Genomic DNA, 26,003 nt, shown 5'->3' on the forward strand with positions numbered 1-26,003 from the left:
CCTCAACGCCATCACGGACGGCACCGTCCGGCTCATCGGAGCCGCGCTCGTCGAACGGTCGCGCGCGCAGAATCCGTACTTCCGCCTCCTCGTCCGTGACCCGGAGATTCTGGCGGCCCGGACGAAGACCGACAACGACATCTTCTACAACGACAACGGCGGCCTGCCGCGGGCCGAGCGGGAACTGTCCGCGACCGCGGCGTCGCGGACCAACGGCTGCCTGTTCTGCGCGTCGGTCCATGAGGCCTACCTCGAGGTCGCGGTCGTGCAGTCGGTGCCGAACGCGCGGGCCTTTGTCGACGGCGTCTGGCGGGGACTGCAGTTCGCCGACCACGAGGGTATCGCCCACATCGAACGCAACTACGCACTGACCGGCCGGCCCGAGGAGTCCGGCCCGTTCACCCAGCCGGCACTGTTCATCACCGGACGGCAGGATCACGTCGTGGGGTATCGCGACGCGTGGGCGGTCGTGGGGCACTACCCGCGGGCGACGTTCGCTGTGCTGGATGCCGCCGGCCACAACACGCACATCGATCAGCTCGACGTCACCGCCGCGCTCATCACCGAGTGGCTCGCCCGGATCCGCGCCGAGTCCCAGCGATGAACACCACCGGATCGACCGCGCTGCTCAGCTGTGGGACGACGCTGAATGGTGGCCCCGCGTCGCTGGCGGTCGCGATGTCCTCGAACCGGGTTCTCCAGCGGCTGGTTCGGGATCGCCGCGAAGCGACCGGTGCGGGGCAGTCCGAGGGCGGCGACGGCATCCCAGAACGCGGGCAGCACCGGATTTCCGAAGAGCACGGACTGCAGCGATGCCGGCCAAGCCGCCGCGCGCTGCGCCCACGGGTCGGTGAAGGCCCAGGTATCGGCCGTGTCGTGCATTTGGGACCTATCTGAGCTCAGCTGGTGAATGGTTCGGCCTGCTGTTGGTGGCGCGCCGCAGCGGGCCACCAGCAGCAGCTGCTTCAGCTTTGGGCAGCCGCGGGCTGATACGGTGTCGGACGCCTTGAGCACCGCAGAGGCCAGGGCGGGCCGATCGAAAGGGCGACACAGTGGAATCCTGGGACACCTTCGCGGTCGTGGTGGGCGGGGCGGCCGCGGCGCTGCTCGGCCTGCTGTTCGTCGCCATCTCCATCCGGCTCAACGTGGTCGCGGCGTCGACCGAGCTGCGCAACCGCGCGGCGCAGACCCTCGTGTTGTTTGGCAGCGCCCTGGTGACGGCGATCCTCCTGGCGCTGCCTGGCCAGCCGCTGATTGTCTTTGGTGTCGAGTTGATGATCGTGGGTGCTCTTGCCGGGGTCGGCTTGCTCCTGCTCGATCGACGGGCCGGACGTGCGCCGACGACGCAGCCGATATCACGAATACTCGACACCGTGTCGCCGAATACGATCACTTCCCTGCTGTTCATCGCGGCCGGACTGGTGCTGGTCCTCGGGATATCCGCAGGTCTCTACGTCATGGTGGCGCCGATTCTGACCGCATTCGTCGGCGGAGTGGCCAGCGCCTGGCTGTTCATGACCCGCGTGGAGGAGTAAGCGGGCGGCTACATCTGCTACTGCCCTATGACCGGGCGTGGTAACGAGCGGGGCACGACGAGCCTGCCTCCATACACGCAGCTTATCGATGTGCGGCGGATTCTGTCCTCGACCGCGCCCCGTCGCACCGGGCACACTGAACATCGTGATTCGCATGTTGTGCCTGCATGGTTACCATGGCAGCGCGGCGGTGCTGCGCCAGCAGATGGCGCCCCTATTGGCGTCCGATGTGGATGATCTGGAGCCGGTGTTCGTGGACGCACCGTCCCTGGCCGAGGGCGACTTCGGCTGGTGGCATGCCGGATTCCGCGGCTGGGAGCGGACCCGGGACTGGGTGGCGAACGTGCTGCGGGCCGGTCCCCGGTTCGACGGGGTGTTCGGGTTCAGCCAGGGTGCGGCCCTGGCCGGGTTGGTCGCGGACCTGGCCGAATATTCCGACGATCCCGCACTGCGCCTGGACTTCGCGGTGCTGGTGGGCGGCTTCGCCGGGCCGCAGCCGGTCCGCCCGGTGTCGATCCGCTCGGCCCACGTGATCGGGCGGAACGACCTGGTGGTAGCGCCGGACGACTCGCGTGCGCTGGCCGACCGGTTCGTGGACCCGCTGCTGCTGGACCACCAGGGCGGTCACGTCATCCCGTCCGACCCTCGGCTGCTGGACCGGCTCCGGCGGTTCCTGCGAGGAACCCCGCTGACCTGATACCCGACGAGCGGTACCAGCGGGCACCTCCCCGGCGGGCCGGCAGGGCGGCCGCCGCGCCCGCACAAGCGGACTGGCCCGCATCGCCGGGCCCGTAATCCTCTGATGATGGCCAGGGCGGTACGAGTGTCCGGGTGACAAAGTCCGGCCGGGGCGATTATGTGCCACGGGCCAATGACGGTCGCGACGGCCATGGGCAGCTGGGAGACCTTGCTGGACGCGATCAGCTTGAGGTGAGCGGCTGGACCAGGGACCGCCAGGATTGCCCGTCGATGGCCACGGTGGAGAACCCGTCGGCCGGCGGCAGCGGGATCGGGCCGGGCGGCTGATCACCGCGATCGACTCGTGGGTGGTCCTCACCGCGTGCGAGCAGATCGACCGACCGCTCGTATCCGTTCTCGACCACGACGACTCGGCCACCGCGATCGTGCACATGGGCCACACCCTCGGCCTCGACATCGTGGCCAAGGGCGTCGAGACCGGCACCCAGGCCGACCTCCTTCAAACGCTCGGATGCGACGCCGCCCAGCCGGAGCGGGTCCGGGCGTAGACCAGGTCAGAGGCTGCCGCGCCCGAGCAGCGCGTGCAGCGCGGCCTGCCGCATGGTGGAGAGGAACGAATCCTCGTCCAGGCCCTTCTTCAGCGTCGCGGCCGTGTTGAGCATCGAGAACACGGACTGGGTCAGCAGGCGTACCTCGGGTTCGGACAGGTCGGGCCGCAACGGGGTCACGACGGAGATCCACTCCTCGGCGTACATCGCCATCTCGCGCCGGATTCGCCTGCGGTCGTGCTCGGGCAGCGCGTGCTCGTTCTTGGTGAAGATGAGCGTGCTCGGCGGCCCTTGCAGTATCAGCCGGATGTGGGACTCGACCATCTCCACGATGGCCGCCCCGGGGTCTGTGGTCGTCTCCCCGATCCGCCTTGCGGCCTCATGCACGGCCCGCGTGGGCTCCTCCAGAACGGCGATCAGCAGGGCCTGCTTGTTCTGGAAGTGGCGATAGAGCCCCGGCCCGGTGATGCCGGCGCGTGCGGAGATCATTTCGACGGTGACAGCGTCGTAGGAGTGCTGCAGGAAGAGCTCGGCGGCGGCCGCGATCAACCGCTCCCGGCGCCGACTGGTGGACGCGCGCTTGGTTGGCAACGGCTGAATGCTCATCGGTACGAACCATACTGCGCAGCCGGCGCGAGACAGCCCGCCGTCCCTCGCGCTGGCGTGATCCGCCCGTGGCTCCGTGACCTGGTCATGTACACGTCTCGTTTCATCCGTTGAGTTAATCCATCCTAACAGAGGGCCACCCGAGCTGGAACGCTCTCGACCCGATGACCTCCTGTAGTACGCACCGGCATCGGCAGTACCGACCTTCTCTACCAGGATGTTTCGCGGAGATCGGGCCGGAGGAAACGATCATCAGGTGACCGTTGACAAACCGGGGTACCCGGGCCGATTGTTAGTGACTATTAACACGCCGAGGTTGAAGGCGGTACAGACACATGCGGTTCATCTTCATGAGCGAGGGAGAGACCCCGCCCGGGCACACCCACGCCCAGCGCTATCGCGAGCTCATCGATGAGGTGCTCCTGGCGGAGCGGGTCGGATTCGATGCGTTCGGGACATCCGAGCAACACGTCGCGATCGGCACGGCGTCGACCTCCGCCCCCGAAGTGATCTATCCGTACCTGATGGCTCTGACCAGCCGGATCCAGTTCATCCACCTGGTCACGCTGCTGCCCACGAGGATCAATCACGCGCTGCGCGTCGCGGAGCGACTGGCGACCGAGGACATCCTGTCCAACGGCCGGGTCGCGCTCGGCGTCGGCCGCGGCAACACCACCCTCGCGCTGCACGCCTTCGAGGTCTCCCCAACGGAGAACAAGGCACAGCTCATCGAAGGCATCGAGGTCATCCGCCGAGCCCTGGCCAACGACGTCTTCTCCTTCGTCGGGGAGCACTACAAGATCCCGCCGCGCAGCCTGGTTCCCAAGCACGTCCAGCAGCCCTATCCGCCGATCCTGATGGCGGCCGGAAGCCCGGAGTCGGTCACCGCCGCAGCGCGGATGGGCATCGGCGCCATGATGGGTGGTGGCTTCGGCGGGTTCGAGTCCGTGCAGAGGATGGTCGACCTCTACGACAAGGAGCTGGCGAGCGCCGAGCACGTCTTCCCGGTCCAGGCCCAGAAGGTGGCGGTCGTGTCCGGCGTGATGCACTGCGCCGAGACGACCGCGGAGGCGGAGCGGTGGGCGGCCACCCTGGCCGAGACCGTCGCCCTGTCCACGGACGCCTACGAGCGGCTCTCGAAGCTGTCCAGCGACTACGCCTACCTCAGCAAGATCAAGAACGTCGACTTCAGTAACCAGCGCTACCTGTTCGACGAGTCGGCCAGCTTCATCGTCGGAGATCCCGAGACCTGCATCGCCCAGGTCCAGCGGTTCGCCGACATGGGCGTCGACGCGATCACGATGCGCATCGACGGCCTCCCGCACCGGGAGCTCATGAAGTCCATCGAGCTGTTCGGCAAGTACGTCATCCCCGCGTTCAAGAACCCCAGGGCGGTCGTGCGCAGGCCGGAGGAGGTCCTCACCGACATCCGAGCCGCTCGCCCCGCCCACTACGCCGAGCTCGAGGCCTATGAGCACGCCGCCAAGAAGACCGCCGGCACCGCCGCCACTGTCCCGACGGGAGAGACCCGATGACCGACCTGCCCCACGACGACGTCTTCGCGAAGTACCCCGCCGAGATCCTCATCGAGCGCAAGCCGCACGGCGTGCTGCTCATCACCATGAACCGGCCTGAGCACCTCAACGCGCTCACGATGCCGATGTTCGACGCGATGGCCGACATCTGGGAAGACGTCGACCGCGACCTCGAGACCAAGGTGGCGGTCGTGACCGGTGCCGGCCGCGCGTTCTGCACGGGTATGGACGTACGCCAGGCCGATCCGACGCTCGACTCGGCGATCGCGCTGGGCAAGAGTGAGCGCCGACGCATCACGACCCTGCTGCACATGGACAAGCCAGTGATCTCCGCGATCAACGGCCCCGCTGTTGGGTGGGGGCTGTCCATGGCCCTTCTGGCTGACATCAGCGTCGCGGCGGAGGACGCGGTCCTCGCCGACGGGCATACTGCGGTCGGCGTCGTCGCGGGAGATCACTCCTCGCTCATCTGGCCGCTGCTGGCCGGCATGGCCAAGACCAAGTACTACCAGCTCACCTCCGCCAAGCTGACCGGGGTCGAGGCTGAGCGCATCGGCCTGGTCAGCCTCGTCGAGCCCAGAGAGCGGGTCCTGGACCGAGCGCTGGAGGTCGCCACCAACCTCGCTCTGGGCTCCCAGGGGGCCATCCGGGGGACCAAGCGCTCGCTGAACATGGGCTGGCTGACCAGCGCCTTGCCCCAGCACGAGCTGTCGGCTGCCTTGGAGCTCATCGGCTTCGCCAGCGCTGACTACCTCGAGGCTCGGCAGGCCTTCCGCGAAAAGCGCCGCCCGCGCTTCCCCTCAGCCCACGGTGAGGGCCGCTCGGTCGTGGTCACCGGCTCGAGCGAGTAGAGGAAGACGCGTCCGATGACGGCTCCACCCACAGGACGCGAGAGCGAGGCGGCTGCCGGGTTGCGGACGGCGGAGCACGGGGGCGTCGTGGTCGCAACGCTCGACAGGCCACCGGCCAACGCCTTGAACCGTCCGTTGTTACGCGCCATGGCGGCGCTGTTCCGAGACCGTGGCGAGAGCGATCCGCTGCCTGTGGTGATCACTGGCGCCGGGGAGCGGTTCTTCTGCGCCGGCGGCGACATCAAGGAGTTGGATGGCGCCGCCGCCGACCAGATCGACGGCCGGATGCGGGAGTTCCACGATCTGCTCGTCGCGATGGAGCGGTACCCGGCGCCGGTGATCGCCGCCGTCAACGGTGACTGCGTCGGCGGCGGCGTGGAGTACGCGCTCTTCGCGGACGCGGTGCTCGCGGTGCCTCACGCCCGGTTCGGATTCCCGGAGATCAGACACGGCCTGCTGCCCGCTGAGAAGGGCATCCAGCGCGTTATCCGGCTGATCGGCATGCGGCCCGCGCGTGACCTGCTGCTGAGTGGTGAGCTCGTCGGTGCCGACCACGCGGCGTGGTTGGGTCTCGTCGACGCCATCGCAGAGCCCGGCCGGCTGATGGCGGAGGCGCTCGACCGGGCCCGGGAGGCCGGCCGCCGAACTCCTGTCCTCTATGCGGCGCTCAAGCACGCCATCAACGACTACGACGACCGCGAGGACCAGCGGCGAGCCGAAGTGACGCTCGCCAAGGCTGCCTCCTACTTCGACGACCCCGCGGCCAGGAGCCTCCGCGAAGGATGGCGGCAGGGCCGGGCGTCGTCGCGGCCTTCCGGCGGAAGGCTGCCAGCACCGACCACCACACCACACGCAGGCCCGACAGGCCTGCTCGACGAATCGGAGCGATGACCATGGCCACAAATCCCGTCCCCACGGCCACAGCCCGCACACGGCAGGTGCCAGCGCTGCGTGGCGCCACCGACTTCGAGGCCATCGAGCGCACCTTCGCCCAAATGGTGCAGGACCGGGCGGAGGCCGAACCCGAGGAGGTCGCGTTCTGTCACTGGGACGGAGCGCGCGCGATCCCGACCACGTGGGCGCAGTACGCCTCGGCCGTCCGCGAGGTCGCGCTCGGCCTGGCAGCCCTCGGCGTCGCGCCCGGGGACAGGGTCGCCATCATGGCGCCAGGCCGGACCGAGTGGGTCGTAACGGCGCTCGGCATCCTCTCGGCCGGGGCGATCCCGGTGGGCGTCTACCCCACGAGCTCCGCTGCCGAGGTGAGGCAGGCGCTCGGGCACAGCGAGGCCGTTGCCATCGTCGCCGGGAACGACGCCGACGTCGCAAAGATTGCCGCGGTCGCCCCGGAGCTTCCGGCGCTGAGGGCCGTGATCAGCTTCGAGGGCGCCCCGTCGGGGCTGCCCGCAACGCTCGTCAGCAAGACATGGGCCGACCTGCGCGAGACCGGTCGAGCCCACGACGCGGCCAACCCGGCACTGTTCGACGAACTCCTCGACGGCGGGGACATCGACCAGCCGGCCGCCTTGTTCTACACCTCCGGCTCCACCGGAGCCCCCAAGGGCGTCACCCACACCCACCGCACACTGCAGTACTCCGTCCTCGGCGCCGCCACGCTCTACCCGGAGTCGATCACCACCCGCCACGACGTGATCGGCTTCCTGGGCCTGTCCCACGTCTCTCCGGCCCTGTCCGGCATCTACGTGCCGATCATGACCCGGACGGTCGTCACCTTCTGCCGCATGGACCAGCGCTCCGAGGCCCTCCTCGGTGTACGTCCCAAGGGGGCCGTCTGGCCGCCGCGGCTGCACGAGAAGCTGCTCAGCGAGGTGCTGACCGCGCTCAGGGAGTCGCCCGCGCCGTTCCGGGAGGCCTACGAGGACGCGATGGAGGTGGCCCGAGAGGTCGCCGCCGTGCGCCGACGCGGCGACGCCGTGCCTGCCGAGCTGCGAGCACGCTACGACCAGGCCCTGGAGCAGGTGTTCCTGCCCCTGCGCGCGAAGGTGGGCGTGGACCGCATCAAGGTCGCCTGGACCGCGTCGGGTGCGATGACACCCGAGGTGCATGCCCTGTGGCAAATGTGGGGCCTGGACCTGCGCGAGCTGTATGGCACCACCGAGACCGGCGGCTCGGTCCTCGCGCAGTGGGACCGCTCCTTCCCGGCCCCGGGGACCGTGGGCAAGGCCATGCCCGACTCGCGATTCGCGATCAAGAGCAGCAGCGAGGGCGAACTGCTGGTGAAGGGACCCCTGCTGTTCCGCGACTACTGGAACAACCCGGAGGCGACCGCGGAAGTGATGGACGGGGAGTGGTACCGCACCGGCGACCTCGTCGAGATCGACGCCTCGGGCGAGGTCAAGCTCATCGGCCGGGCCAAGGACATCATCGTCACCAGCGGTGGCAAGACCATCAGCCCACAGCCCATCGAGTTGCGCCTCAAGGCTGGTCCCCTCGTCGATGAGGCCGTGGTCGTCGGCGACGGCCGCAAGTACCTCACCGTCCTCATCTGGCCAACCGAGAAAGGCGGCAGGCTCGACAGGGAGGCGCTGCAGGAGGGTCTGCGAGCCTGGATCGAGGAGCTCAACACCGAGCTCGCGCGCCCCCTGCAACTCAAAGACTTCCGTATCGCGCCGCGTGCACTCTCCGCCGACGCGGGCGAGCTCACGCTCAAGGGAACCATCCGTCGCGCTGCGGTCCTCACCTCGTTCAGCGCACTCGTGGATGAGATGTACAACGCCGCGGAGCACAACGAGTTCGCTCACCAGGCACGACTCCAGGGTTGAGGAGCGCCGTGAGATGAAGCACCCTGGGGGACCGCGGGAGCTGCGGATCGAGCACCTGACCAGCGCCGAGATCGCTGAGGCGATCGCTGCCGGTGCCCGCACGGCGATCCTTCCGCTGGCCGCGATGGAGCAGCACGGACCACACCTCCCACTGTCGATGGACAGCGATCACGCCGACGCGCTCGCGCTCCGCATCGCCCACCGGCTCGGCACCGCACTGGTCCTGCCCACGGTCAGGGTCGGGTACTCACCGCACCACCTCGGCTTCCCCGGCACCCTCTCGGTGCGTCCCTCCACCCTGGAGGCGATCTGCCTGGACCACTGCAGCAACCTGGCCGCGCACGGGTTCACCCGCGTCGTCCTCTTCTCCGGCCACATCGGCAACTACCCCATCATGCGCGACTTCGAGCCACGGCTGGCCGCGGCGCTCGCCCCGGCGTTGCAGGTCATCGTCTATGGAGACAATGCCGCGATCCTCGACGCGTGGCGTGAGTCCGCGCAGTCGATCGCTGGTCTGGGAAGCCACGTCGGTGGTCACGCAGACGTGGCGGAGACCTCGGTGATGCTCGTCCTGCACCCCGAGAGGGTCCGGGCCGGCCGGGCTGCGGCGGGGTACCTGGGCACGGTCGACGAGCAGTTCCTGCGTCGGGCGTTCGTCGAGGGTATCGGCACGTTCTCGGCCAACGGGGTACTCGGCGACCCCACCGGGATGTCGGCGGCGATCGGCCACGCCGCGTTGGACGCCGTGACCGATCTGGTAGTCGAGTACGCGACGGCACACGGAGCGTGAATGTCATGTCATCGATGAGCAAGCAGCTGGACAGCAGGATGCTGCGCGACGCCTTCGGCGCGTTCCCGACGGGCGTGGTGGCCGTGGCCGCGTCGATCGAGGGGAGGCTGGTCGGTCTCGCGGCTTCCTCGTTCACCTCGGTCTCGCTCGAGCCTCCGCTGGTGTCATTGTCTGTTGCGAAGGGCTCGACCACGTGGCCCGAGCTGCGCCGAGCCGAGCACCTCGGCGTCACCGTGCTGGCCGAGGACCACGGCGCATTGTGCCGCCAGCTCTCCGGCCCGGCCCAGCAGCGGTTCACCGGCGTCGCCTTCGAGATCACCGACAGGGGTGCGGTGATGCTCGCCGAGGGGATCGCCCAGTACGACTGCACCATCCGCGACGAGTTCGAGGGGGGCGATCACGTCATCGTGCTCCTCGAGCTCCACGCCGTCGCCCAGCGCCCTGGGCAGCCGCTCATCTTCCACCGTAGCGAGTTCGCAAGGCTCGCCTAGCTTGCGGGCGGTGCCCTGGATCGCCCGCAGTCGGCCGTGCTCGCGCCGGACGTGCTCACGGCCGGCGGTGCGCAGCCATGCCTCCACCTGTGGGCCGGCCTCGTCATACCACTCGCGGTGATGCGTTGCGACCAAGGTGGTGTCCGTCAATTTGAGCCCGGCAGGCGGGCTCGGGTCATGGAAGGGAGCAGCATGACGGAGCAGGGACAACAGTCCGAGCCGCTGTTCGCGATGAGCGGGGTCTCGGTCCGGTTCGGAGGCATCCGGGCGTTGACCGATGTCTCGCTGCAGGTCCGGCCGCATGACTTGCTCGGCCTGATCGGGCCCAACGGGGCGGGCAAGACGACCGCGTTCAACGTGCTGTGCGGTTTCGTCACGCCGAACGAGGGCGAGCTCTTCTACCGCGGCGAGCCGTTGCCGCGGGCGCGGCCCTGGAAGCTCGCCGAGCACCGCATCGCCCGGACGCTGCAGGCGCTGGGGCTCTTCGACCGGATGACGGTCCTGGAGAACGTCATGGTCGGCGCCGACATCCACGCCAAGGCCGGCTTCTGGTCCTCGCTGATCGGCGGCGGCAGGTCGCTGAAGGACGAGAAGGTGCTCACCGAGCGGGCCCACGCCGTCCTCGAGGAGCTCGACATCGCGCAGTACGCCGGCCGGCTGCCCACCAGCCTGCCCTACCCGATCCGCAAGCGGGTCGCGCTGGCCCGGGCGCTGGCGATCGAGCCCGAGCTGCTGCTCCTCGACGAGCCGGCCAGCGGCCTGTCCAACGACGAGATGGACGAGCTCGGCGCGCTGATCAAGACCCTGACCAGCCGGATGGCGGTGATGCTCGTCGAGCACCACATGGACCTGGTGATGAGCGTCTGCGACTACATCACCGTGCTCGACTTCGGCCGGGTGGTCGCCAACGGCACTCCCGACGAGATCCGGACCGACCCCGTCGTACTCGCCGCCTATCTCGGCGAGCAGGTCGAGCACGCCGAGCACTCCGCAGCGGAGGTCCACTGATGTTCGAGGTCAAGGACCTCGTCACCCGCTACGGCCCGGTGACCGCCCTCAACGGGGTGTCGTTCGCTGCGCCGCAGGGCAAGGTGACGGCGGTGCTCGGCGCCAACGGCGCCGGCAAGACGACGTTACTACGGACCGTCTCCGGGCTGGTGAAGCCCGAGAGCGGCCAGGTGCTGCTCGCCGGCCGGGACGTCACCGGCACCGTCGCTGAGGTGATGAGCGGGCTGGGCATGTCCCACGTCCCCGAGGGGCGCGGCGCCATCGCCGAGCTGACCATCGAGGAGAACCTCCGGCTCGGCGCCATGGGTCGTCGGAAGGGGGCCGAGAAGGTCCCGATCGAGCGGGTCTACGACATGTTCCCGATCCTCGGCCACCGCCGCGCCATGCGGGCCCACCAGCTCTCGGGCGGCGAACGACAGATGCTCGTCGTCGGCCGGGCGCTGATGGCGGCGCCCCAGCTGCTGGTCCTCGACGAGCCGTCCCTCGGCCTCGCGCCGCGGATCGTCGCGCAGATCTTCCAGATGCTGCGCGACCTGGTCGACACCCAGGGCCTGACCGTCCTGCTCGTCGAACAGAACGCCCGCAGCGCCCTCTCCATCGCCGACCTCGGCGTCGTGCTCAACCTCGGCCGCGTCGTCGTCACCGACGCCGCGGCGAAGCTCGCCGCCGACGAGCAGTTGCGCCACGCCTACCTCGGATTCTGACGGAGGAGTCCCAGTGCAACAGTTCGTCGCCACCCTGCTCAGTGGCCTCACCCTGGGCGCCGTGTACGCCGCCTTCGCGCTCGCCCTCTGCCTCATCTGGCGCTCCACGCGGGTCGTCAACTTCGCGCAAGCGCCGATGGCGATGCTGACCACCTACATCGCCCTGACGCTTATCGACCACGGCGCCAACTGGTGGGTCGCCTTCGTCGTCGCGCTCGTGTGCGGGTTCGTGATCGGTGCCGCCGTCGAGCGGGTGCTGATCCGCCCGGTGGAGGGCAAGTCCGAGCTCAACGCGGTGATCCTGACGCTCGGCCTCTTCATCGTGCTGCACGCGGTGGCCGGCATCGTCTTCGGCTCGAATTTCCGCGCGTTCCCGGCCGTCTTCGGCGTCTCCGGCGTCAAGGCCGACGGCCACTCGATCCCGATCACCGGGTTCGGCATCTTCACCATCGTCGCAGTGGCGATCCTGCTGGTGCTGCTGGTGCTGCTCTTCCAGAAGACCGGCATCGGCCTCAAGATGCGGGCGACAGCCTTCAGCCCGGAGGCCGCCCGGCTGCTGGGCGTGCGGGTCGGCCGGATGCTCACCCTGGGCTGGGCGCTCGCCGCCGTCGCCGGTGCGCTGGCCGGCATCCTCATCGCCGGTCGCGGCCCCGTCTCCCCGGGCTACATGGACTCGGTCATCGTCTACGGCTTCGTCGCCGCCGTCCTCGGCGGCCTCGACAGCCCGCTCGGCTCGGTCGTCGGCGGCCTCATCCTCGGCCTCGCGCTGTCGTTCGTGAGCGGCTACCACTGGCTCGGCGGTGCCGGCATGGTCCCGATCGCCGCGCTCGTCATCCTCATCGCCGTGCTGCTGCTCAAGCCGGGCGGGCTGTTTTCCCACGTCGCTGCCAGGAGGGTCTGACCATGGCCACGCTCTCGCTCCCCACCCGCGGCCCGCTCGCCACCCGGCTCGCCCGTCATGTCGGGATCGCGGTCATCGGCCTGGTCGTGGTGCTGGTGCTGCTGCAGATCCTCAGTCCGTTCCGCGTCACCCAGTTCACGAACATGGGCTACCTCGCCATCGCCGCCGCCGGTATGACGCTGCTCACCGGTCTCTCCGGCCAGCTCTCCATCGGTCACGGCGCATTCATGGCGATCGGTGCCTACACCACCGCGCTGCTGCTCGGCGACGGCGAGGGCAACCTGCCGCTGGTCGTCGTACTGCTGGTCGCGACGTTCGTCTCCGTCGTCGTCGGCGCCATCGTCGGCGTCGCCGCCGCCCGCCTGCACGGGCCGTACGTCGCCGGCGCCACCCTCGCGCTCGCGGTGGCCGTCCCTGCCGTGGCGATCGTCTTCACCGAGCAGCTGGGCGGTGAGCAGGGACTGACGCTGGTCGTCCCGCCCGCGCCCGGCTGGCTGCTCGACGCGTCGTTCTTCCTGACCGGCACCGAGATGGACGACACCGGCTACATCGCGCTGGTCGCCTGGGTGTGCCTGCTCGTCACGTTCGTGGTGCTGGCCAACCTCTCGCGCAGCCGGGTCGGCCGGGTCTGGCGCGCCCTGCGTGACGACGACGTCGCCGCCGAGCTGGCCGGGGTCAACCTGAGCCGGGCCCGCATCGTCGCCTTCGTGGTCAGCACCGCCTGTGCGGGACTCGCCGGCGCTGTGATGGCGCTGTCGGTGCGCATCGCCGCGCCGAGCGGCTTCGGCCTGTCGCTGTCGCTGCTGCTGCTCTGCGTCATCGTGCTCGGTGGGCTGGGCAGCCTCGCCGGAGCGCTGGTCGGCGCCGGGCTGCTGACGTTCCTCCCGCAGGTCGTCAGACAGATCGCTACGAACGCCGGGATGGACGGCATCTCGGCGGCCCAGCTGTCTCCGCTGATCTACGGCCTGGTCGTGATGGCCGTGATTCTGATGGCTCCGTCGGGACTCGTGGGGAGCATCCTGCGGGCCCGGCACCGCCGCAGGGGGCATCACACGACGATGCCCACGACCCGCCACGGCGCACCCGCCATGGCCAACCCGAGGAGGAGCGAATGACACGCATGGCGCGGACGGCGACCTCGGTCGTCTCTGTCGTGGCGATGGCCGCCCTGGTCGCCGCGTGCGGCGCCGGCAAGAGCCGGGACCACGGCGGCGGAGGTGACGCCGGCTCGACCGTCGGCGTGACCGACACGACCATCAAGCTGGGCGGCACCTTCCCGCTGACCGGTCTCGCGGCACCGGGCTACAACGAGATCCCCGACGGCGCCCAGGCCTTCTACAAGTTCATCAACGCCAATGGCGGGGTGAACGGCCGCAAGATCGAGTACATCGTGAAGGACGACGCCTACAACCCGACCAACACCAGCACGGTCACCAACGAGCTGGTCCAGCAGGACCAGGTCTTCGCCATGGTCGGCGCCCTCGGTACGCCGACCCACAACGCGGTGATCGACCGCCTCAACAGCGAGAAGATCCCCGACCTGTTCGTGACGAGCGGCTCGCCGTGGGGAAGCAACGTCGCCAAGCAGCCGATGACGTTCGGCTGGCAGCCCGACTACGAGATCGAGGGCAAGATCGCGGCGAACTACGTCAAGCAGAACATGCCCACTGCCAAGGTCGGCCTTTTCCTCCAGGACGACGACATCGGGGAGTACGCCGAGAAGGGTGTCCGCGAAATCCTCGACGGCAGCCGGATCGTCAGCGTCCAGAAGTACACGGCGGGCACCGAGGACGTGGGGCCGCAGATCGCCGCGCTCCAGGCCGCCAAGCCCGACATCGTGCTGGCGTTCGACTTAATTCAGTACACCGCTCTCTCCCAGCTGGCCGCCCTCAAGCTCAACTTCCACCCGACGTGGTACTACGGCGGCACCGGCAGCAACCCGCAGTTCGTCAGCAAGTTCCTCGAGGAGTACTCCGACGGCAAGGTCAAGGGCGCCTCCCTGCTCGACGGCGTGCTGTCGTCGACGTACATGCCCGTGGCTTCCGACACCGACGACCCGTGGATCCAGCTCTGGGAGAAGATCTGGAAGCAGTACGGCAACGGCCAACCGCTCAACACCTTCGATGTCTACGGCCTCTCCCAGGCCTACTCGGTGGTCTCGGCGCTCACCGCGGCGGGCAAGGACCTGACGCGGGAGAAGGTGGTCAAGGCGATCGAGAAAGCCGGCGCGTCGTGGCCGAGCCCCGCGTACGGCACGTTCCGCTGGTCGAAGGACAGCCACATGGGCATGAACGGCCTCCAGGTCATCGAGTTCAAGGATGGCGTCGGCGTCCCCAAGACCCCGGTGCTGGTCACCAACTTGGGCGACGCCCCGATCACCGAGGACGACTCCGCTGCCAAGGACGCGCCGCCGGCCGACGGCATCCCCCACGCCGACGTCGTGGAGTAGCACCATCCGTCCGGCGCCCCGTCCACCGGCAACCCCTGCGGTGGACGGGGCGCCGTCGATAGGCGCTTGCTGAGGGAGGTCTGTCAGTGAGACTGTCGCGCGGTTCTGACCAGCCCGCCGCCGATGATCAGGCGTTGGATCTCGCTGGTGCCCTCGTAGAGCCGCAGCAGCCGTACGTCGCGGTAGATCCGCTCCACGGGGACCTCGCGTATGTAGCCGGTGCCGCCGTGGATCTGCACGGCCTTGTCGGCGACGCGGCCGGCCATCTCGGTGCAGAAGAGCTTGGCCACGCTGGGGGCGATGCGCCGGTCCTCGCCGGTCTGGTACTTGCGTGCGCATTCGCGCACCAGTGCTTCGCCGGCTATCACGCCGGTGTACATGTCGGCGAGATGAGCCTGGACGAGCTGGAAGTCGCCGATCGGTGTTCCGCCCTGAGTGGCGGTGGCGGCGTAGGCGACCGACTCGTCCAGCGCGCGTCGGGCGGTGCCGACGGCGAGTGCGGCGACGTGGACGCGGCCGCGCGCGAGGGAGGCCATCGCGGCCTGGTATCCCGCCTGTTCCGCGCCGCCGACCAGCGCGGTGACCGGCACCCGGACTCCGTCGAAGGTGACGTCGGCGGTCCAGGCGCCCTCCTGGCCCATCTTGCGGTCGTGCGGGCCGACGACGATGCCGGGAGTGTCGGCCGGCACCAGGAACACGGCGATGCCGGGATCGTTGGCCTCGGCCTCGCGGGTGCGGGCGAAGACGACGAAGAGGCCGGCGATCGGCGCGTTCGTGATGAACCGCTTCGAGCCGTCGATCACCCACTCCTGGCCGTCGCGGACGGCGCGGGTGCGCAGCCCGGCCGGATTGGAGCCGGCACCGGGCTCGGTGAGTGCGAAGGAGGCGACGACCTCGCCCGAGGCCAGGCGGGGCAGCCACATGTCACGCTGCTCGTCGGTGCCGTAACCGACCAGGACCTGGCCGGCGATGCCGTTGTTGGTGCCGAACATGGAGCGCAGCGCGAGCGAGGTGTAGCCCAGCTCCATCGCCAGCTCGACGTCCTGGGTCAGGTCGAGACCGAGACCGTCCCACTGCTGCGGAATGGCGTAGCCGAACAGGCCGAGCTCGGCGGCGGCGGCGCGCAGGTCGGCCGGGATCTCGTCAGCGGCCATGATCTCGTTCTCGCGCGGCATGACCCGCTCCCGGACGAAGGAGCGGGTCGCTCGGAGGATCTCGGCGAAGTCCTCGGCTTCGACCTCACTCACCGCCGCGGGCCTTCATTGACGAACCGCTTCGCGATTGCCAGGCCGATGCCCTGTGCGCCGCCGGTGACGACTGCGGTTCTGCCCTCGGGAAGTCCCATCCGGTGTTGTCCTTTCATGCTGGTCATGCTGGCTTCAGTGGTGGTGTGCTCAGCTGCCGTGGCGCAAGGCGGCGTAGCGCCCGCGCAGGCCCTCGACCAGGCGGTCGAGGGCATAGTCGAAGGACTCGCGGTCGATCTGCTCGCCGAGTGCGGCGATGCGGTGCGCGTCGCGCAGGTGTGGGTAGCGGTCGGCGTACAGCTCGGGCTCCGCGGCGAATCCGGCGGCGAAGGAGGCGGTGGCCGCGCCGAAGACGAGGTACTTCGCGGCGGCGCCGATCATGGTGGCCTCCCGCGGTGGCCACCCGGCGTCGACCAGCCCGCCGTGCACGTCCTCCGCGCGTTGCAGCGCGTCGGCGCGGCGCCCCGGCGCCTGCGCGATGACCGGCACCAGCCGGGGGTGGGCGGCCAGCGCGGCGCGCAGAGACCGCGCCCAGGCGCGCAGCCCCTCCTCCCAGCCGAGGGTGAAGGCGGAGGTGTCCACATCGGCGAGGACATCGGAGGCGAGTGCTTCCAGCAGGTCGCCCTTGGTCGCGTAGTGGAAGTAGAGCGAGGCGGCCGTGACGTCGAGGGCCGCGGCCAGGCGGCGCATGCTCAGCCCGTCGAGTCCCTCGGCGTCGACCAGCGCGAGCGCGGCCGCGCGGATGCGCGACTGGTCGAGTTTCGCCGTCGTCGGCCGAGCCACGGTCACCCCAGTGCGGTCGTTGTACGGGTTACGATCGCCATAACCTAACACTGTTCGATTAGCCCCGAATACGCGCCACCCAGCCGGCTACCGAGGAGCAACCATGCGCCGTACCGTCTTCGACGGGGACCACGAGTCGTTCCGCAACGTCCTGCGAGCCTTCATCGAGGCGGAGGTCGGCCCCCACTACCAGGAGTGGTTCGAGGCCGGCCTGGTGCCGCGCGAGTTCTACTTCAAGCTCGCCGAGCTCGGCCTCTTCGGGATCAACGTGCCCGAGGAGTACGGCGGCGCCGGCCTGGACACGCACAAGTTCGAGGCGATCCAGTACGAGGAGACCTCCCGGGCCGGCGTCACCTTCGGCGGATCCGGCGTCCACGTGCTCCTCGCGCTGCCCTACCTGAAGATGCTGGCCACCGAGGAGCAGCAGCGGCGCTTCCTGCCGAAGTTCGTCTCCGGGGACGAGATGTGGGCGCTGGCGATGACCGAGCCGGGCACCGGCTCGGACCTGGCCGGGATGAAGAGCACCGCCCGCCGCTCCGAGGACGGCTTCCACTACGTGCTCAACGGCGCCAAGACGTTCATCACCGGCGGCGTGCACGCCGACCGCGTCATCGTCTGCGCCCGCACCGCGCCGCCGCGCGAGGACGACCGTCGCTTCGGCATCTCGCTCTTCGCCGTGGACACGAAGTCGGAGGGCTACTGCGTGGGACGCAAGCTCGACAAGCTCGGCCTGCGCACCTCCGACACCGCCGAACTGTCCTTCTCCGACGTCGTGGTGCCGGCCGAGGACCTGCTCGGCGAGGAGAACCAGGGCTTCTCCTACCTCGGTCGCAACCTGCCCTCGGAGCGGTGGGGCATCGCCTACGGCGCCTACGCCCAGGCCGCCGCCGCCGTCCGGTTCGCCAAGGAGTACACCCAGCAGCGCACCGTCTTCGGCAAGGAGGTCGCCTCCTTCCAGAACACCAAGTTCGAGCTCGCCGCCTGCCAGGCCAAGGTCGACGCGATGCAGGCCGTCGCCGACCGCGCCCTGGAGGCACTCGATGCCGGCGAGCTCACCCCCGCCGAGGCCGCGTCGGCCAAGCTGTTCTGCACCGAGGCCGCCGCCGACGTGATCGACCGCTGCCTGCAGCTGCACGGCGGCTACGGCTACATGAACGAGTACCCCATCGCCCGCCTGTACGCCGACAACCGGGTCAACCGGATCTACGGCGGCACCTCCGAGGTGATGAAGACGATCATCGCCAAGAACATGGGGCTGTGAGCCAATGACGTCTCTGTCGCTCGCCTCGCTGCTGGCCGAGCCGGCCCGCCGCTGGCCCGACCACACCGCGCTCGTCGAGGGCGCGACCCGGGTTACCTACGCCGAGCTGTGGCGCGACGCCCGCGCGGTCGCCGCGTCGCTGGCCGCCAAGGATGTCGCCCCGGGCGACCGGGTGGCGCTGCTGGCGCCGAACGTCGTCGACTTCGTCCGCTCCTACTTCGGGATCCTGGCCGCCGGCGCCGTCGTGGTGCCGGTGCCGACGCTGCTCAACGCGGCCGAGGCGGCCCAGATCGTGCGGGATTCGGGCGCCGGCACGGTGCTGCATCACGGCCTGTTCGCCGCGGTGGGCGCCGGCGCCGCCCAAGCGGCCGGCGCGGCGGCGTACGACATCGCCGGGCTCGGCGAGGACCATGAACCGCTGCCGACCTTCGTGACGCGGCAGGCCGAGGACCTCGCGGTCATCTTCTACACGAGCGGGACCACCGGGGCACCGAAGGGCGCGTTGCTCACCCAGGTCAACCTGGTCATGAACGCCACCACCAACGCGTTCGACAGCAACGGGCTCGTGCGCAACGACACGGTCTTCGGCGCGCTGCCGCTCTTCCACACGTTTGGCCAGACCGTGGCGATGGGCGCGACGTTCCGAGTCGGTGCCCGGCTGGTGCTGCAACCGCGCTTCAACGCCGCGGAGGCGCTCGAGCTCATGGTCGCCGAGGGCGTGACTCGCTTCCTCGGTGTACCCACGATGTTCATCCAGCTGCTCCGCGCCGCCGAGGAGCGCCTCGCCGGCGGCCGCCCGCTGCCGCGGCTGACCTCCTGCACCTCGGGCGGCTCGGCGATGCCGGTGGCGGTGCTGGAGGAGTTCCAGAGGGTGTTCGACACCGCGATCTACGAGGGCTACGGACTCTCGGAGACCTCGCCCACCGCTGCCGTCAACCAGAAGGTGTTCGGCACCAGGCCGGGCACCGTCGGCCACGCCATCTGGGGCGTCGAGGTGGAGATCGCAGACGCGGGCGTCGCGGACCGCATCGTGCTGCTGCCGTCCGGTGAGATCGGCGAGATCGTGGTCCGCGGCCACAACGTCTTCGCCGGCTACCTCGACCGCCCCGAGGCGACCGGCGAGGCACTGGTGGAGGGCTGGTTCCGCACCGGTGACATCGGCACCAAGGACGCCGACGGCTTCATCACCATCGTGGACCGGCGCAAGGACGTCATCATCCGGTCCGGCTTCAACGTCTACCCACGTGAGGTCGAGGAGGTGCTCGCCCGCCATCCCGACATCGGTCAGGTCGCCGTCATCGGCATCCCCGACACCGAGCGCGGTGAGGAGGTCTGCGCCGTCGTCGTAGCCCGGCCCGGGCACGAGATCGACGTCGACGCTCTCCGCGCCTGGGGGCGCGAGCAGCTGGCCCACCACAAGTACCCGCGGCTGGTGCACGTCCTGCCCGAGCTCCCGATGGGACCCTCGCAGAAGGTGCTCAAGCGCGACCTGCGCGCCCGCTTCACCCAGTAGTGCCCGCGCCCGCCGTCGCCTGCTCGGCAGTGAGATCGACTACGTCCCGCAGGACCCCTAGACCACCAGGAACGGCGTCGCGGCTGCTGGCCGACGTGGGACTCAGTGCAGACGACGGTGCCCTGCGACCTCACCAGTGCTCCGGCGGGATGCTGCGGCGCATCGCCATCGCCGCTGCCACCGCGCTCCGTCCCGGGTTGATCATCGCCGGCGAACCGACCAGCGCGCACTCGAACTTGCTGAGCTCGGCACGGTCACCTCGGGCGTTCCCACTGTGACCGGCCTACTGCGGTTGGGGCAGGTAGGTGCCGGGAGTTTGGCCGGTGACCCGGCGGAAGGCGGCGATGAACGCGCTGGGTTTGTGGTAGCCGATTGCTCGGGCGGTGGCGTTGACTGATGTGCCGTTGGCCAGCATTGGGATGGCGGCGCGGATGCGGACGTGGGCGCGCCAGGTGGCGAAGTTGAGTCCGGTCTCGGCGCGGAACAGCCGGGACAGGGTGCGGACGCTGGCGTGGACGTGATCGGCCCAGGCTGTGAGTTCGCGTTGGTCGGCCGGGTGGGCGATGAGCTGTTCGGCGATCGTGCGGGCTCGGGGGTCGGTGGGCAGTGTGACGTGGATGTCATGCGTGGGCAGCGGGGTGAGCAGTTCGAACATGAGCGCTTCGGCGGCCGGGCGGCTGTGGTCGTCGGGAGCGATGTGGTGCAGGTGGGTGATGATCTCGCCCAGCAGCGACCCGACGGTGAAGCAGGTGGGTTCGGTCCACGTGATGGGGCAGCGGTCGGCGGCGAAGGTGATGGTCAACATCTCGCCCGCGTGCAGGACGGCGCCGGCGTGTTCGATGCCGCCGGGTACCCAGAGCCCGTAGCCGGGCGGGATCACCCAGTCACGACCGGCGACGGTACCCATCAGTGTCGCGGTCGAACTCCAGGTGAGCATCGGTTCAGGGTGCGAGTGCAGATGCAGCAGTTCGTGGTCCTGGGCGATGTCGCGGTCAACGCTCAGGACGGGCGAGACCGCCGGCCCCACCGTCCTTGAGGTCGCTCCCGCGCGCCCCCCGTCCGTGGTACCCGTTGGCCGGGACGTCTCCGGCGAACCGCTCGCGGTCCGCCCCGCCAGGTTGGCCGGTTTGGGGTATCGATTGGCCTCTACGCGCACAGCCACCAGCATAGTTTAGGCGTGCCTAACTTGAAGCGTGGCTGATGAACGACGATCCGCCGGAACCGCAACCGGTCGAACCAGCGCCCAGGCGCCCAGGCACGCAGGCCCCAGTAGGAAAGGACGGCGCGATGGACAGCACCCGACGCGATCAGACACCTGGCGGCGGGGGTGCGGACGAACTCGCCGGCCCGGCTGGCGGTAGCAGCGCCACGGCGCCACCTGATGACGCCGCGCTGGGTGGGTTGCTGGGGCCGGTGCGGGGCAAGCTGATCGCCGGCGCGGCATGTCAGGCGGTCGGGTCGCTGGCGGCGGTGGTGCCCTACGTCGGCATCGGCGAGCTGGCCCGCACGTTGCTGCGCTCCCCGGTGGATCACGGGCGGGCGTGGACGCTGGTGATCGTCGCGGTGATCGCGTTCGTGGTCCGGTTCGCGTTCGTCGGCGCCGCCGGCTCGATCAGCCACTTCGCCGACAACGACCTGACCTATCAGGTGCGCGGCAAGCTGGCACGACAACTCGGCAAGGTGCCGTTGGGCTGGTTCGACCAGCGATCCAGCGGTCAGGTGAAGTCCGCCGTGCAAGACGAGGTGAGCGCGCTGCACACGTTGGTGGCGCACGCGACCAACGATCTGGTCGGCGCGGTCGTCACCCCGCTCGCGATCCTGGGCTATCTGTTCTGGGCGGACTGGCGGCTGGCGCTGATCACGCTCGGGCCGATCCTGTTCTTCGTTCTCGCCTACGCCCGCATCCTCAAGGGCTACGGCGAGAAGATGGCCTCGTACGTGGGCGCGCTCGGGAGGATCAACGCGGCGGCGGTGGAGTTCGTGCGTGGCATCGCGGTGGTCAAGGCGTTCGGGCAGGCCCGCCGCGCCCACGCACGATTCCTCAAAGAGACCGACGCGTTCGCCGATGCGTTCTATGCGTGGACCAAGCCAATGCTGCGGCCGTTCGCGATCGCGATGGCCGCCGTCTCCGGCCCGACGATGCTGCTGGTGATCCTCGGTGCCGGGATCGGGTTCGTGAATGCCGGCTGGTGCACCCCGGTGGACCTGGTGCCGTTCGTCGTTCTGGGCATCGGGTTGGCCGGGCCGCTGCTCAACCTGGAACAGTCCTCGAACGCGATGCAGCTGGCCCGCGGCGCCGCCACCAGTATCACAGCACTGCTCACCACCCCGACGGTGAGCGAACCGGGGCATCCGCGCGAACCCGATGGTCACCGGGTCGAGCTGCGCGGCGTCGCGTTCAGCTACGACGGCCGCACCCAGGTGCTGGACGGTGTGGACGCGGTGCTGGAGCCGGGAACGGTGACCGCGCTGGTCGGCTCGTCCGGGGCAGGCAAGTCGACGCTGGCCGGTCTGCTGCCCCGCTTCACCGACCCCACCGACGGGCAGGTGCTGCTCGGCGGTGTCGATGTGCGCGACCTTCCGACCGAGGTCCTCTACCAGACGGTCGGTTTCGTGTTGCAGGACGTCGGGCTGCTGCGCGCCAGTCTCCACGACAACATTGCGCTGGCCCACCCGGACGCCGCCCGCGAACAGGTCATCGCTGCCGCCACGGCGGCCCAGGTACACGAGGTGATCGGCGCGCTGCCGAACGGCTACGACGCGGTGATCGGACAGGATGCGCACCTGTCCGGCGGTGAGGCCCAACGGGTCACCATCGCGCGGGCGTTGCTGGCCGACACCCCCGTGCTGGTCCTGGACGAGGCCACGAGTTGGGCCGACCCCGAATCCGAAGCGGCAATCCAAGACGCGCTCTCGCGGCTTGCGGCGGGACGGACCGTGCTGGTGATCGCGCACCGGCTGTCCTCGATCACCAACGCCGACCAGATCCTCGTCCTGGACCAAGGTCGCATAGTCGAACGCGGCCGGCATCCGGACCTGCTCGCCGCGGGCGGCCGCTACGCTCAGCTCTGGGCCGCGCAGGACGTGGCGGAGGTAGCCGCATGAGCACGCCGACAACGACACCGACCGCGCGCTCACTGACCGCCGGTGTGCGCACCGGGATGTTCTGGCAGCTCGGCGTCGTCCTCGGACCCGAACGCCGCCCGGCCTACCTGCGTTACCTGACCGCCCTGGTCGTCTACAACGTCCTGCAGGGTGTGGCGTACGTGCTGCTGGTGCCGGTGCTGCGTGACCTGATCGAGCGTGACATCAGCGGGGCGGCGTGGTGGTTCGTCGGCCTCGCCGCTGCCGTGGTGCTCAGCTGGGCCACGTCCTACGTGCAGCAGCAGCTGGGGTTCGCCCTCGGACAGCAACTGTCGAAGTCGCTGCACCATCGTCTCGGGGACCATCTCGCTGATTTGCCGATCGGCTGGTTCGACGGCGACCGGGTCGGCAGCATCGGACAACTGACCAGCAAGGGCGTCATCGACATCATGGGACTGCCCGCGCACATGTTCCAGCCGCTGGTCTCCTCCCTCGTCACCCCCCTGACCGTCGTGGCCGGCATCCTGATCATCGACTGGCGCCTGGGCCTGTGCGCGCTGGCCGCGGTTCCGATCGTGTTCGCGGTGTTCTCCTGGGCGGCGCGCCGCGCGGCCAGCGTCGACGAGCAACTGCACGCGGCCGGCGCCGAGGCCGCCGACCGCATCGTCGAGTACGCCCGGCTGCAACCGGTGCTGCGCTCGGCCGGCCGGACCAGTGACGGGCACGCGCAGCTGTCGGACGCGCTGCACGAGCAGCACGTCATCGGGCGACGGCAGCTGAGCCGCACGCTGCCGGCGCTGGGCGCGAACGCGCTGACCGTGCAGCTGATCTTCACCGCGCTGATCGTGATCGGCACCGCGCTGGCCCTGCACGACCCGAGCCGGGCCGTCGAGCTGGTGGCGCTGCTGGTGCTGCTGGCCCGCTTCGCCGAACCCCTGGGCAACGCGGCCGAGTACGGCGGCGTGCTGCGCGCCGCGCGCAACAGCCTGGCCCGCATCAACCAGGTCCTGGCCACCGCGCCGCTACCCGAACCCCTCGCGCCGCCGACGTTGGACGGGCACCGCATCGACGTCGAGCACGTCAGCTTCGGCTACACCCCTGACCGGCCCGTGCTGCACGACGTCGGCTTCACCGTCGAGCCCGGCACGACCACCGCGATCGTCGGGCCCTCCGGGTCCGGCAAGACCACCCTGCTCTGGTTGCTGGCCCGCTTCCTCGACGTGCCCGACGGCAACGGCACGATCCGGGTCGGCGGCGTCGACCTGCGTCGGCTCAGCACCGAGCAGCGCTCGGCGCTGATCGCGCCGGTGTTCCAGGACGTCTACCTGTTCGAGGGCACGATCGCCGACAACATCCGCCTGGCCCGCCCCGACGCCACCGACGAACAGCTGCACGAAGCCGCGCAGCTGGCGCGGGTGGACGAGATCGTGGCCCGGCTGCCCGACGGCTGGGACACCCAGGTCGGCGAAGCCGGCGCCGCGCTTTCGGGCGGGGAGCGCCAACGGGTCTCGATCGCCCGCGCGCTGCTCAAGGACGCCCCCATCGTGCTGCTCGACGAGGCCACCGCCGCCATCGACCCCGAGAACGAAGCCGCCATCAGCAGCGCCCTCGCCGCGCTCACGCTCGCCCGCACCGTGCTGGTCGTGGCCCACCGGCTCAGCACCGTCACCCGGGCACAGCAGATCCTGGTGCTTCAGGATGGAGTGATCGCCGAGCAGGGCACCCACCGCGAACTCCTTGCGACAGGGGGCCGCTACGCGGCGTTCTGGCAGCAGCGCCGTCGAGCCGCCGGCTGGCACCTCGATACCCGGCGGGCAACCGCCACGACAGACCCGGGACACCGGCCATGACGCCGCCTCAGGCGAGTGCCCCAGCCGGGTGACGACCCGCGTGCGGGACCGTGACCAACGTGGCAACGCCCTCCGAGCGGAGCGGCAGTGAGGCGTCATGACCTGACCGACGCGCAGTGGACGGTGTTGGAGCCGTTGCTGCCTGCGGAGACCGGTCGTGGGCGCCCGCGGAGATGGGCCAGCAGAGACGTCGTTGACGGGATCCGGTGGCGGGTCCGGGCCGGAGTGCCGTGGCGGGATGTTCCTGAGGTGTATGCGCCGTGGCAGACGTTGTATCGCTGGTTTCGGCACTGGCAGCGTGATGGGACCTGGGCGCGGGTCCTGGCGGCGTTGCAGGCCGCTGCGGACGCGGGTGGGAAGATCGATTGGACGGTGAGCGTGGACTCCACGGTCAGTCGGGCTCATCACCATGCGGCGGGTGCCCGCCGAGACGGTCACCTGCAGAAGGAGCCGCCGGGCGGTGTACAGGACGAGCCCGGCGATCATGGGCTGGGGCGTTCGCGTGGTGGGTTCACCACGAAGATCCATCTGGCGTGTGAGCAGGGCCGGAAGACCCTCGCGGTGGTGATCACCGCTGGTCAGCGGGGTGACAGCCCGCAGTTCGCCCCGGTGTTGGAACGGATCAAGGTGTGTCGGGTCGGTGGTGGCCGGCCGCGAACCCGTCCGGGCCTGGTCCTGGCGGACAGGGCGTACACGAGCAAAGGCAACCGCGGGTACGCGCGCCGTCGCGGGATCAGGGTGTGTATCCCGAGCAAGGCCGACCAGGACGCTCACCGCAAAGCGAAGGGGTCCAAAGGCGGGCGGCCGCCCGCCTTCGACCCGGTCGTCTACCGACTGCGTCATGCCGTGGAATGCGGCATCAACCAGCTCAAACAGCATCGCGCCATGGCGACCAGATACGACAAGCTCGCCGTTCGCTTCGAGGCCACCGTGACCATCGCCGCCATCAACCAATGGCTCCGCGCGTTATGAAACGCGGCCTAGTCGACGGGATGCCACAGCCCGGCGCCGATGCTGAGCACGCACAACCCGACCAGCATCAGGGCGGCGTTATCGGCAAGGATCCCTGCGGGAATGCCGCACGATCCTGATGCGGTGGTCCACAACGCCGCGGTGCGCCGCCATCGGCGAACCGGGGACATGTGTGACATGGCATAGGACAGTTGCGGGTCATTCTGCTCGAGCTCGAGTTCGAGCCGGTGTAGCGCCCGTCGCTCCTCGTCGTTCACGATGCCGCGCTCCTCCGGGATGTCCGGTGTGTGCCCGTGTCAACTGTAGACGACCAGACGATCGGGTTCCGTCGTCGAAGGGCAACATTTGTGTGACTACAAGGGTCAACCGTTGCCGGCGAGGCGCTGTGGAGCGTTTGTC

General features: G+C 69.5%; 26 protein-coding genes and 1 pseudogene. 22 read left to right on the forward strand and 5 right to left on the reverse strand.

Annotated features, from left to right (window positions below; genetic code table 11):
- Positions 1–139: 139 nt before the first annotated feature.
- From ACQPXD_RS13775 to ACQPXD_RS13800, 6 genes and pseudogenes are all read left to right on the forward strand, one after another.
- A pseudogene (locus ACQPXD_RS13775) lies at positions 140–217 on the forward strand (hypothetical protein); the annotation flags it as partial.
- Between the two features lie 48 nt (positions 218–265).
- Complete coding sequence (locus ACQPXD_RS13780) at positions 266–604, forward strand: alpha/beta fold hydrolase (protein WP_432844394.1); 339 nt, start codon at positions 266–268, stop codon at positions 602–604.
- Positions 601–897 (forward strand): hypothetical protein, encoded by a 297-nt coding sequence (locus ACQPXD_RS13785; RefSeq protein WP_432838335.1) that lies wholly within the window; start codon positions 601–603, stop codon positions 895–897. The genes ACQPXD_RS13780 and ACQPXD_RS13785 overlap by 4 nt, the downstream gene beginning before the upstream one ends.
- Before the next feature lie 155 nt (positions 898–1,052).
- Entirely contained in the window at positions 1,053–1,535 is a 483-nt protein-coding gene (locus tag ACQPXD_RS13790; protein WP_432838337.1) for a hypothetical protein, read from the forward strand.
- A 154-nt stretch (positions 1,536–1,689) separates the two neighbouring features.
- Positions 1,690–2,232 carry a hypothetical protein gene (locus ACQPXD_RS13795; RefSeq protein WP_432843830.1) on the forward strand — a complete coding sequence of 181 codons (543 nt, stop codon included), beginning with the start codon at positions 1,690–1,692 and terminating at the stop codon, positions 2,230–2,232.
- 262 nt (positions 2,233–2,494) lie between these two features.
- Entirely contained in the window at positions 2,495–2,782 is a 288-nt protein-coding gene (locus ACQPXD_RS13800; protein WP_432838339.1) for an EAL domain-containing protein, read from the forward strand.
- Between the two features lie 6 nt (positions 2,783–2,788).
- On the opposite strand, the gene ACQPXD_RS13805 is transcribed toward ACQPXD_RS13800, so the two are convergent.
- On the reverse strand, positions 2,789–3,388 hold the full coding sequence (locus ACQPXD_RS13805) for a TetR/AcrR family transcriptional regulator (RefSeq protein ID WP_432838341.1): 600 nt from the start codon (positions 3,386–3,388) through the stop codon (positions 2,789–2,791).
- A 335-nt stretch (positions 3,389–3,723) separates the two neighbouring features.
- Between ACQPXD_RS13805 and ACQPXD_RS13810 the strand changes: the two genes are divergently transcribed.
- From ACQPXD_RS13810 to ACQPXD_RS13860, 11 genes are all read left to right on the forward strand, one after another.
- Positions 3,724–4,923 carry an LLM class flavin-dependent oxidoreductase gene (locus ACQPXD_RS13810; protein WP_432838343.1) on the forward strand — a complete coding sequence of 400 codons (1,200 nt, stop codon included), beginning with the start codon at positions 3,724–3,726 and terminating at the stop codon, positions 4,921–4,923.
- Positions 4,920–5,774, forward strand: a complete 855-nt coding sequence (locus tag ACQPXD_RS13815; protein ID WP_432838345.1) for an enoyl-CoA hydratase-related protein — start codon at positions 4,920–4,922, stop codon at positions 5,772–5,774. The genes ACQPXD_RS13810 and ACQPXD_RS13815 overlap by 4 nt, the downstream gene beginning before the upstream one ends.
- An 87-nt stretch (positions 5,775–5,861) precedes the next feature.
- Complete coding sequence (locus ACQPXD_RS13820) at positions 5,862–6,665, forward strand: enoyl-CoA hydratase/isomerase family protein (RefSeq protein WP_432838347.1); 804 nt, start codon at positions 5,862–5,864, stop codon at positions 6,663–6,665.
- A gap of 47 nt (positions 6,666–6,712) precedes the next feature.
- Entirely contained in the window at positions 6,713–8,554 is a 1,842-nt protein-coding gene (locus ACQPXD_RS13825; RefSeq protein WP_432838350.1) for an AMP-dependent synthetase/ligase, read from the forward strand.
- 13 nt (positions 8,555–8,567) lie between these two features.
- Positions 8,568–9,344, forward strand: coding sequence for a creatininase family protein (locus tag ACQPXD_RS13830; RefSeq protein ID WP_432838352.1), 777 nt, complete (start codon positions 8,568–8,570; stop codon positions 9,342–9,344).
- 14 nt (positions 9,345–9,358) lie between these two features.
- Positions 9,359–9,835: a flavin reductase family protein gene (locus ACQPXD_RS13835; RefSeq protein WP_432838354.1), complete on the forward strand. Its 477-nt coding sequence runs from the start codon at positions 9,359–9,361 to the stop codon at positions 9,833–9,835.
- Positions 9,836–10,027: 192 nt separating this feature from the next.
- On the forward strand, positions 10,028–10,843 hold the full coding sequence (locus ACQPXD_RS13840; protein ID WP_432838356.1) for an ABC transporter ATP-binding protein: 816 nt from the start codon (positions 10,028–10,030) through the stop codon (positions 10,841–10,843).
- Positions 10,843–11,547 (forward strand): ABC transporter ATP-binding protein, encoded by a 705-nt coding sequence (locus tag ACQPXD_RS13845; RefSeq protein WP_432838358.1) that lies wholly within the window; start codon positions 10,843–10,845, stop codon positions 11,545–11,547. The genes ACQPXD_RS13840 and ACQPXD_RS13845 overlap by 1 nt, the downstream gene beginning before the upstream one ends.
- Before the next feature lie 13 nt (positions 11,548–11,560).
- Positions 11,561–12,448 carry a branched-chain amino acid ABC transporter permease gene (locus tag ACQPXD_RS13850; protein ID WP_432838360.1) on the forward strand — a complete coding sequence of 296 codons (888 nt, stop codon included), beginning with the start codon at positions 11,561–11,563 and terminating at the stop codon, positions 12,446–12,448.
- Positions 12,449–12,450: 2 nt separating this feature from the next.
- Complete coding sequence (locus tag ACQPXD_RS13855) at positions 12,451–13,563, forward strand: branched-chain amino acid ABC transporter permease (protein WP_432838362.1); 1,113 nt, start codon at positions 12,451–12,453, stop codon at positions 13,561–13,563.
- Complete coding sequence (locus tag ACQPXD_RS13860; RefSeq protein WP_432838364.1) at positions 13,560–14,897, forward strand: ABC transporter substrate-binding protein; 1,338 nt, start codon at positions 13,560–13,562, stop codon at positions 14,895–14,897. The genes ACQPXD_RS13855 and ACQPXD_RS13860 overlap by 4 nt, the downstream gene beginning before the upstream one ends.
- A gap of 83 nt (positions 14,898–14,980) precedes the next feature.
- Here ACQPXD_RS13860 and ACQPXD_RS13865 read toward each other — a convergent pair whose 3' ends face one another.
- Both ACQPXD_RS13865 and ACQPXD_RS13870 read right to left on the reverse strand, forming a co-directional pair.
- A complete protein-coding gene (locus tag ACQPXD_RS13865; RefSeq protein ID WP_432838366.1) occupies positions 14,981–16,144 on the reverse strand; it encodes an acyl-CoA dehydrogenase family protein in 1,164 nt (387 codons plus the stop codon).
- A 147-nt stretch (positions 16,145–16,291) separates the two neighbouring features.
- Entirely contained in the window at positions 16,292–16,930 is a 639-nt protein-coding gene (locus ACQPXD_RS13870; RefSeq protein WP_432838368.1) for a TetR family transcriptional regulator, read from the reverse strand.
- A 97-nt stretch (positions 16,931–17,027) separates the two neighbouring features.
- Between ACQPXD_RS13870 and ACQPXD_RS13875 the strand changes: the two genes are divergently transcribed.
- Positions 17,028–18,185: an acyl-CoA dehydrogenase family protein gene (locus ACQPXD_RS13875; RefSeq protein ID WP_432838370.1), complete on the forward strand. Its 1,158-nt coding sequence runs from the start codon at positions 17,028–17,030 to the stop codon at positions 18,183–18,185.
- Positions 18,186–18,189: 4 nt separating this feature from the next.
- On the forward strand, positions 18,190–19,698 hold the full coding sequence (locus ACQPXD_RS13880; RefSeq protein WP_432838372.1) for a long-chain-fatty-acid--CoA ligase: 1,509 nt from the start codon (positions 18,190–18,192) through the stop codon (positions 19,696–19,698).
- 283 nt (positions 19,699–19,981) lie between these two features.
- Here the strand turns inward: ACQPXD_RS13880 and ACQPXD_RS13885 are convergent, their stop codons facing one another.
- The gene (locus ACQPXD_RS13885) at positions 19,982–20,635 is read right to left on the reverse strand and encodes an AraC family transcriptional regulator (protein ID WP_432838374.1); all 654 of its coding nucleotides are present in this window, start codon (positions 20,633–20,635) and stop codon (positions 19,982–19,984) included.
- A 263-nt stretch (positions 20,636–20,898) separates the two neighbouring features.
- On the opposite strand from ACQPXD_RS13885, the gene ACQPXD_RS13890 reads away from it, so the two are divergent.
- The 3 genes from ACQPXD_RS13890 (at position 20,899) to ACQPXD_RS13900 (ending at position 25,604) form a co-directional block, all read left to right on the forward strand.
- Positions 20,899–22,803, forward strand: coding sequence for an ABC transporter ATP-binding protein (locus ACQPXD_RS13890; protein ID WP_432838376.1), 1,905 nt, complete (start codon positions 20,899–20,901; stop codon positions 22,801–22,803).
- Positions 22,800–24,632: an ABC transporter ATP-binding protein gene (locus tag ACQPXD_RS13895; RefSeq protein ID WP_432838378.1), complete on the forward strand. Its 1,833-nt coding sequence runs from the start codon at positions 22,800–22,802 to the stop codon at positions 24,630–24,632. The genes ACQPXD_RS13890 and ACQPXD_RS13895 overlap by 4 nt, the downstream gene beginning before the upstream one ends.
- A gap of 87 nt (positions 24,633–24,719) precedes the next feature.
- Positions 24,720–25,604, forward strand: a complete 885-nt coding sequence (locus ACQPXD_RS13900; RefSeq protein WP_432838380.1) for an IS5 family transposase — start codon at positions 24,720–24,722, stop codon at positions 25,602–25,604.
- 8 nt (positions 25,605–25,612) lie between these two features.
- Here the strand turns inward: ACQPXD_RS13900 and ACQPXD_RS13905 are convergent, their stop codons facing one another.
- Positions 25,613–25,861: a DUF3040 domain-containing protein gene (locus tag ACQPXD_RS13905; RefSeq protein ID WP_432838382.1), complete on the reverse strand. Its 249-nt coding sequence runs from the start codon at positions 25,859–25,861 to the stop codon at positions 25,613–25,615.
- Positions 25,862–26,003 lie beyond the last annotated feature (142 nt).

It is taken from the genome of Dactylosporangium sp. CA-092794 (assembly GCF_050948465.1).
GTDB lineage: Bacteria > Actinomycetota > Actinomycetes > Mycobacteriales > Micromonosporaceae > Dactylosporangium.

Coding starts and splice junctions, on each gene's coding strand:
- ACQPXD_RS13855 (WP_432838362.1), top strand. CDS start 12,451: ATGGCCACGCTCTCGCTCCCCACCCGCGGCCCGCTCGCCACCCGGCTC.
- ACQPXD_RS13785 (WP_432838335.1), top strand. CDS start 601: ATGAACACCACCGGATCGACCGCGCTGCTCAGCTGTGGGACGACGCTG.
- ACQPXD_RS13795 (WP_432843830.1), top strand. CDS start 1,690: ATGTTGTGCCTGCATGGTTACCATGGCAGCGCGGCGGTGCTGCGCCAG.
- ACQPXD_RS13875 (WP_432838370.1), top strand. CDS start 17,028: ATGCGCCGTACCGTCTTCGACGGGGACCACGAGTCGTTCCGCAACGTC.
- ACQPXD_RS13805 (WP_432838341.1), bottom strand. CDS start 3,388: ATGAGCATTCAGCCGTTGCCAACCAAGCGCGCGTCCACCAGTCGGCGC.
- ACQPXD_RS13810 (WP_432838343.1), top strand. CDS start 3,724: ATGCGGTTCATCTTCATGAGCGAGGGAGAGACCCCGCCCGGGCACACC.
- ACQPXD_RS13890 (WP_432838376.1), top strand. CDS start 20,899: ATGAACGACGATCCGCCGGAACCGCAACCGGTCGAACCAGCGCCCAGG.
- ACQPXD_RS13840 (WP_432838356.1), top strand. CDS start 10,028: ATGACGGAGCAGGGACAACAGTCCGAGCCGCTGTTCGCGATGAGCGGG.
- ACQPXD_RS13830 (WP_432838352.1), top strand. CDS start 8,568: ATGAAGCACCCTGGGGGACCGCGGGAGCTGCGGATCGAGCACCTGACC.
- ACQPXD_RS13880 (WP_432838372.1), top strand. CDS start 18,190: ATGACGTCTCTGTCGCTCGCCTCGCTGCTGGCCGAGCCGGCCCGCCGC.
- ACQPXD_RS13815 (WP_432838345.1), top strand. CDS start 4,920: ATGACCGACCTGCCCCACGACGACGTCTTCGCGAAGTACCCCGCCGAG.
- ACQPXD_RS13885 (WP_432838374.1), bottom strand. CDS start 20,635: ATGCTCACCTGGAGTTCGACCGCGACACTGATGGGTACCGTCGCCGGT.
- ACQPXD_RS13835 (WP_432838354.1), top strand. CDS start 9,359: ATGAGCAAGCAGCTGGACAGCAGGATGCTGCGCGACGCCTTCGGCGCG.
- ACQPXD_RS13845 (WP_432838358.1), top strand. CDS start 10,843: ATGTTCGAGGTCAAGGACCTCGTCACCCGCTACGGCCCGGTGACCGCC.
- ACQPXD_RS13895 (WP_432838378.1), top strand. CDS start 22,800: ATGAGCACGCCGACAACGACACCGACCGCGCGCTCACTGACCGCCGGT.
- ACQPXD_RS13860 (WP_432838364.1), top strand. CDS start 13,560: ATGACACGCATGGCGCGGACGGCGACCTCGGTCGTCTCTGTCGTGGCG.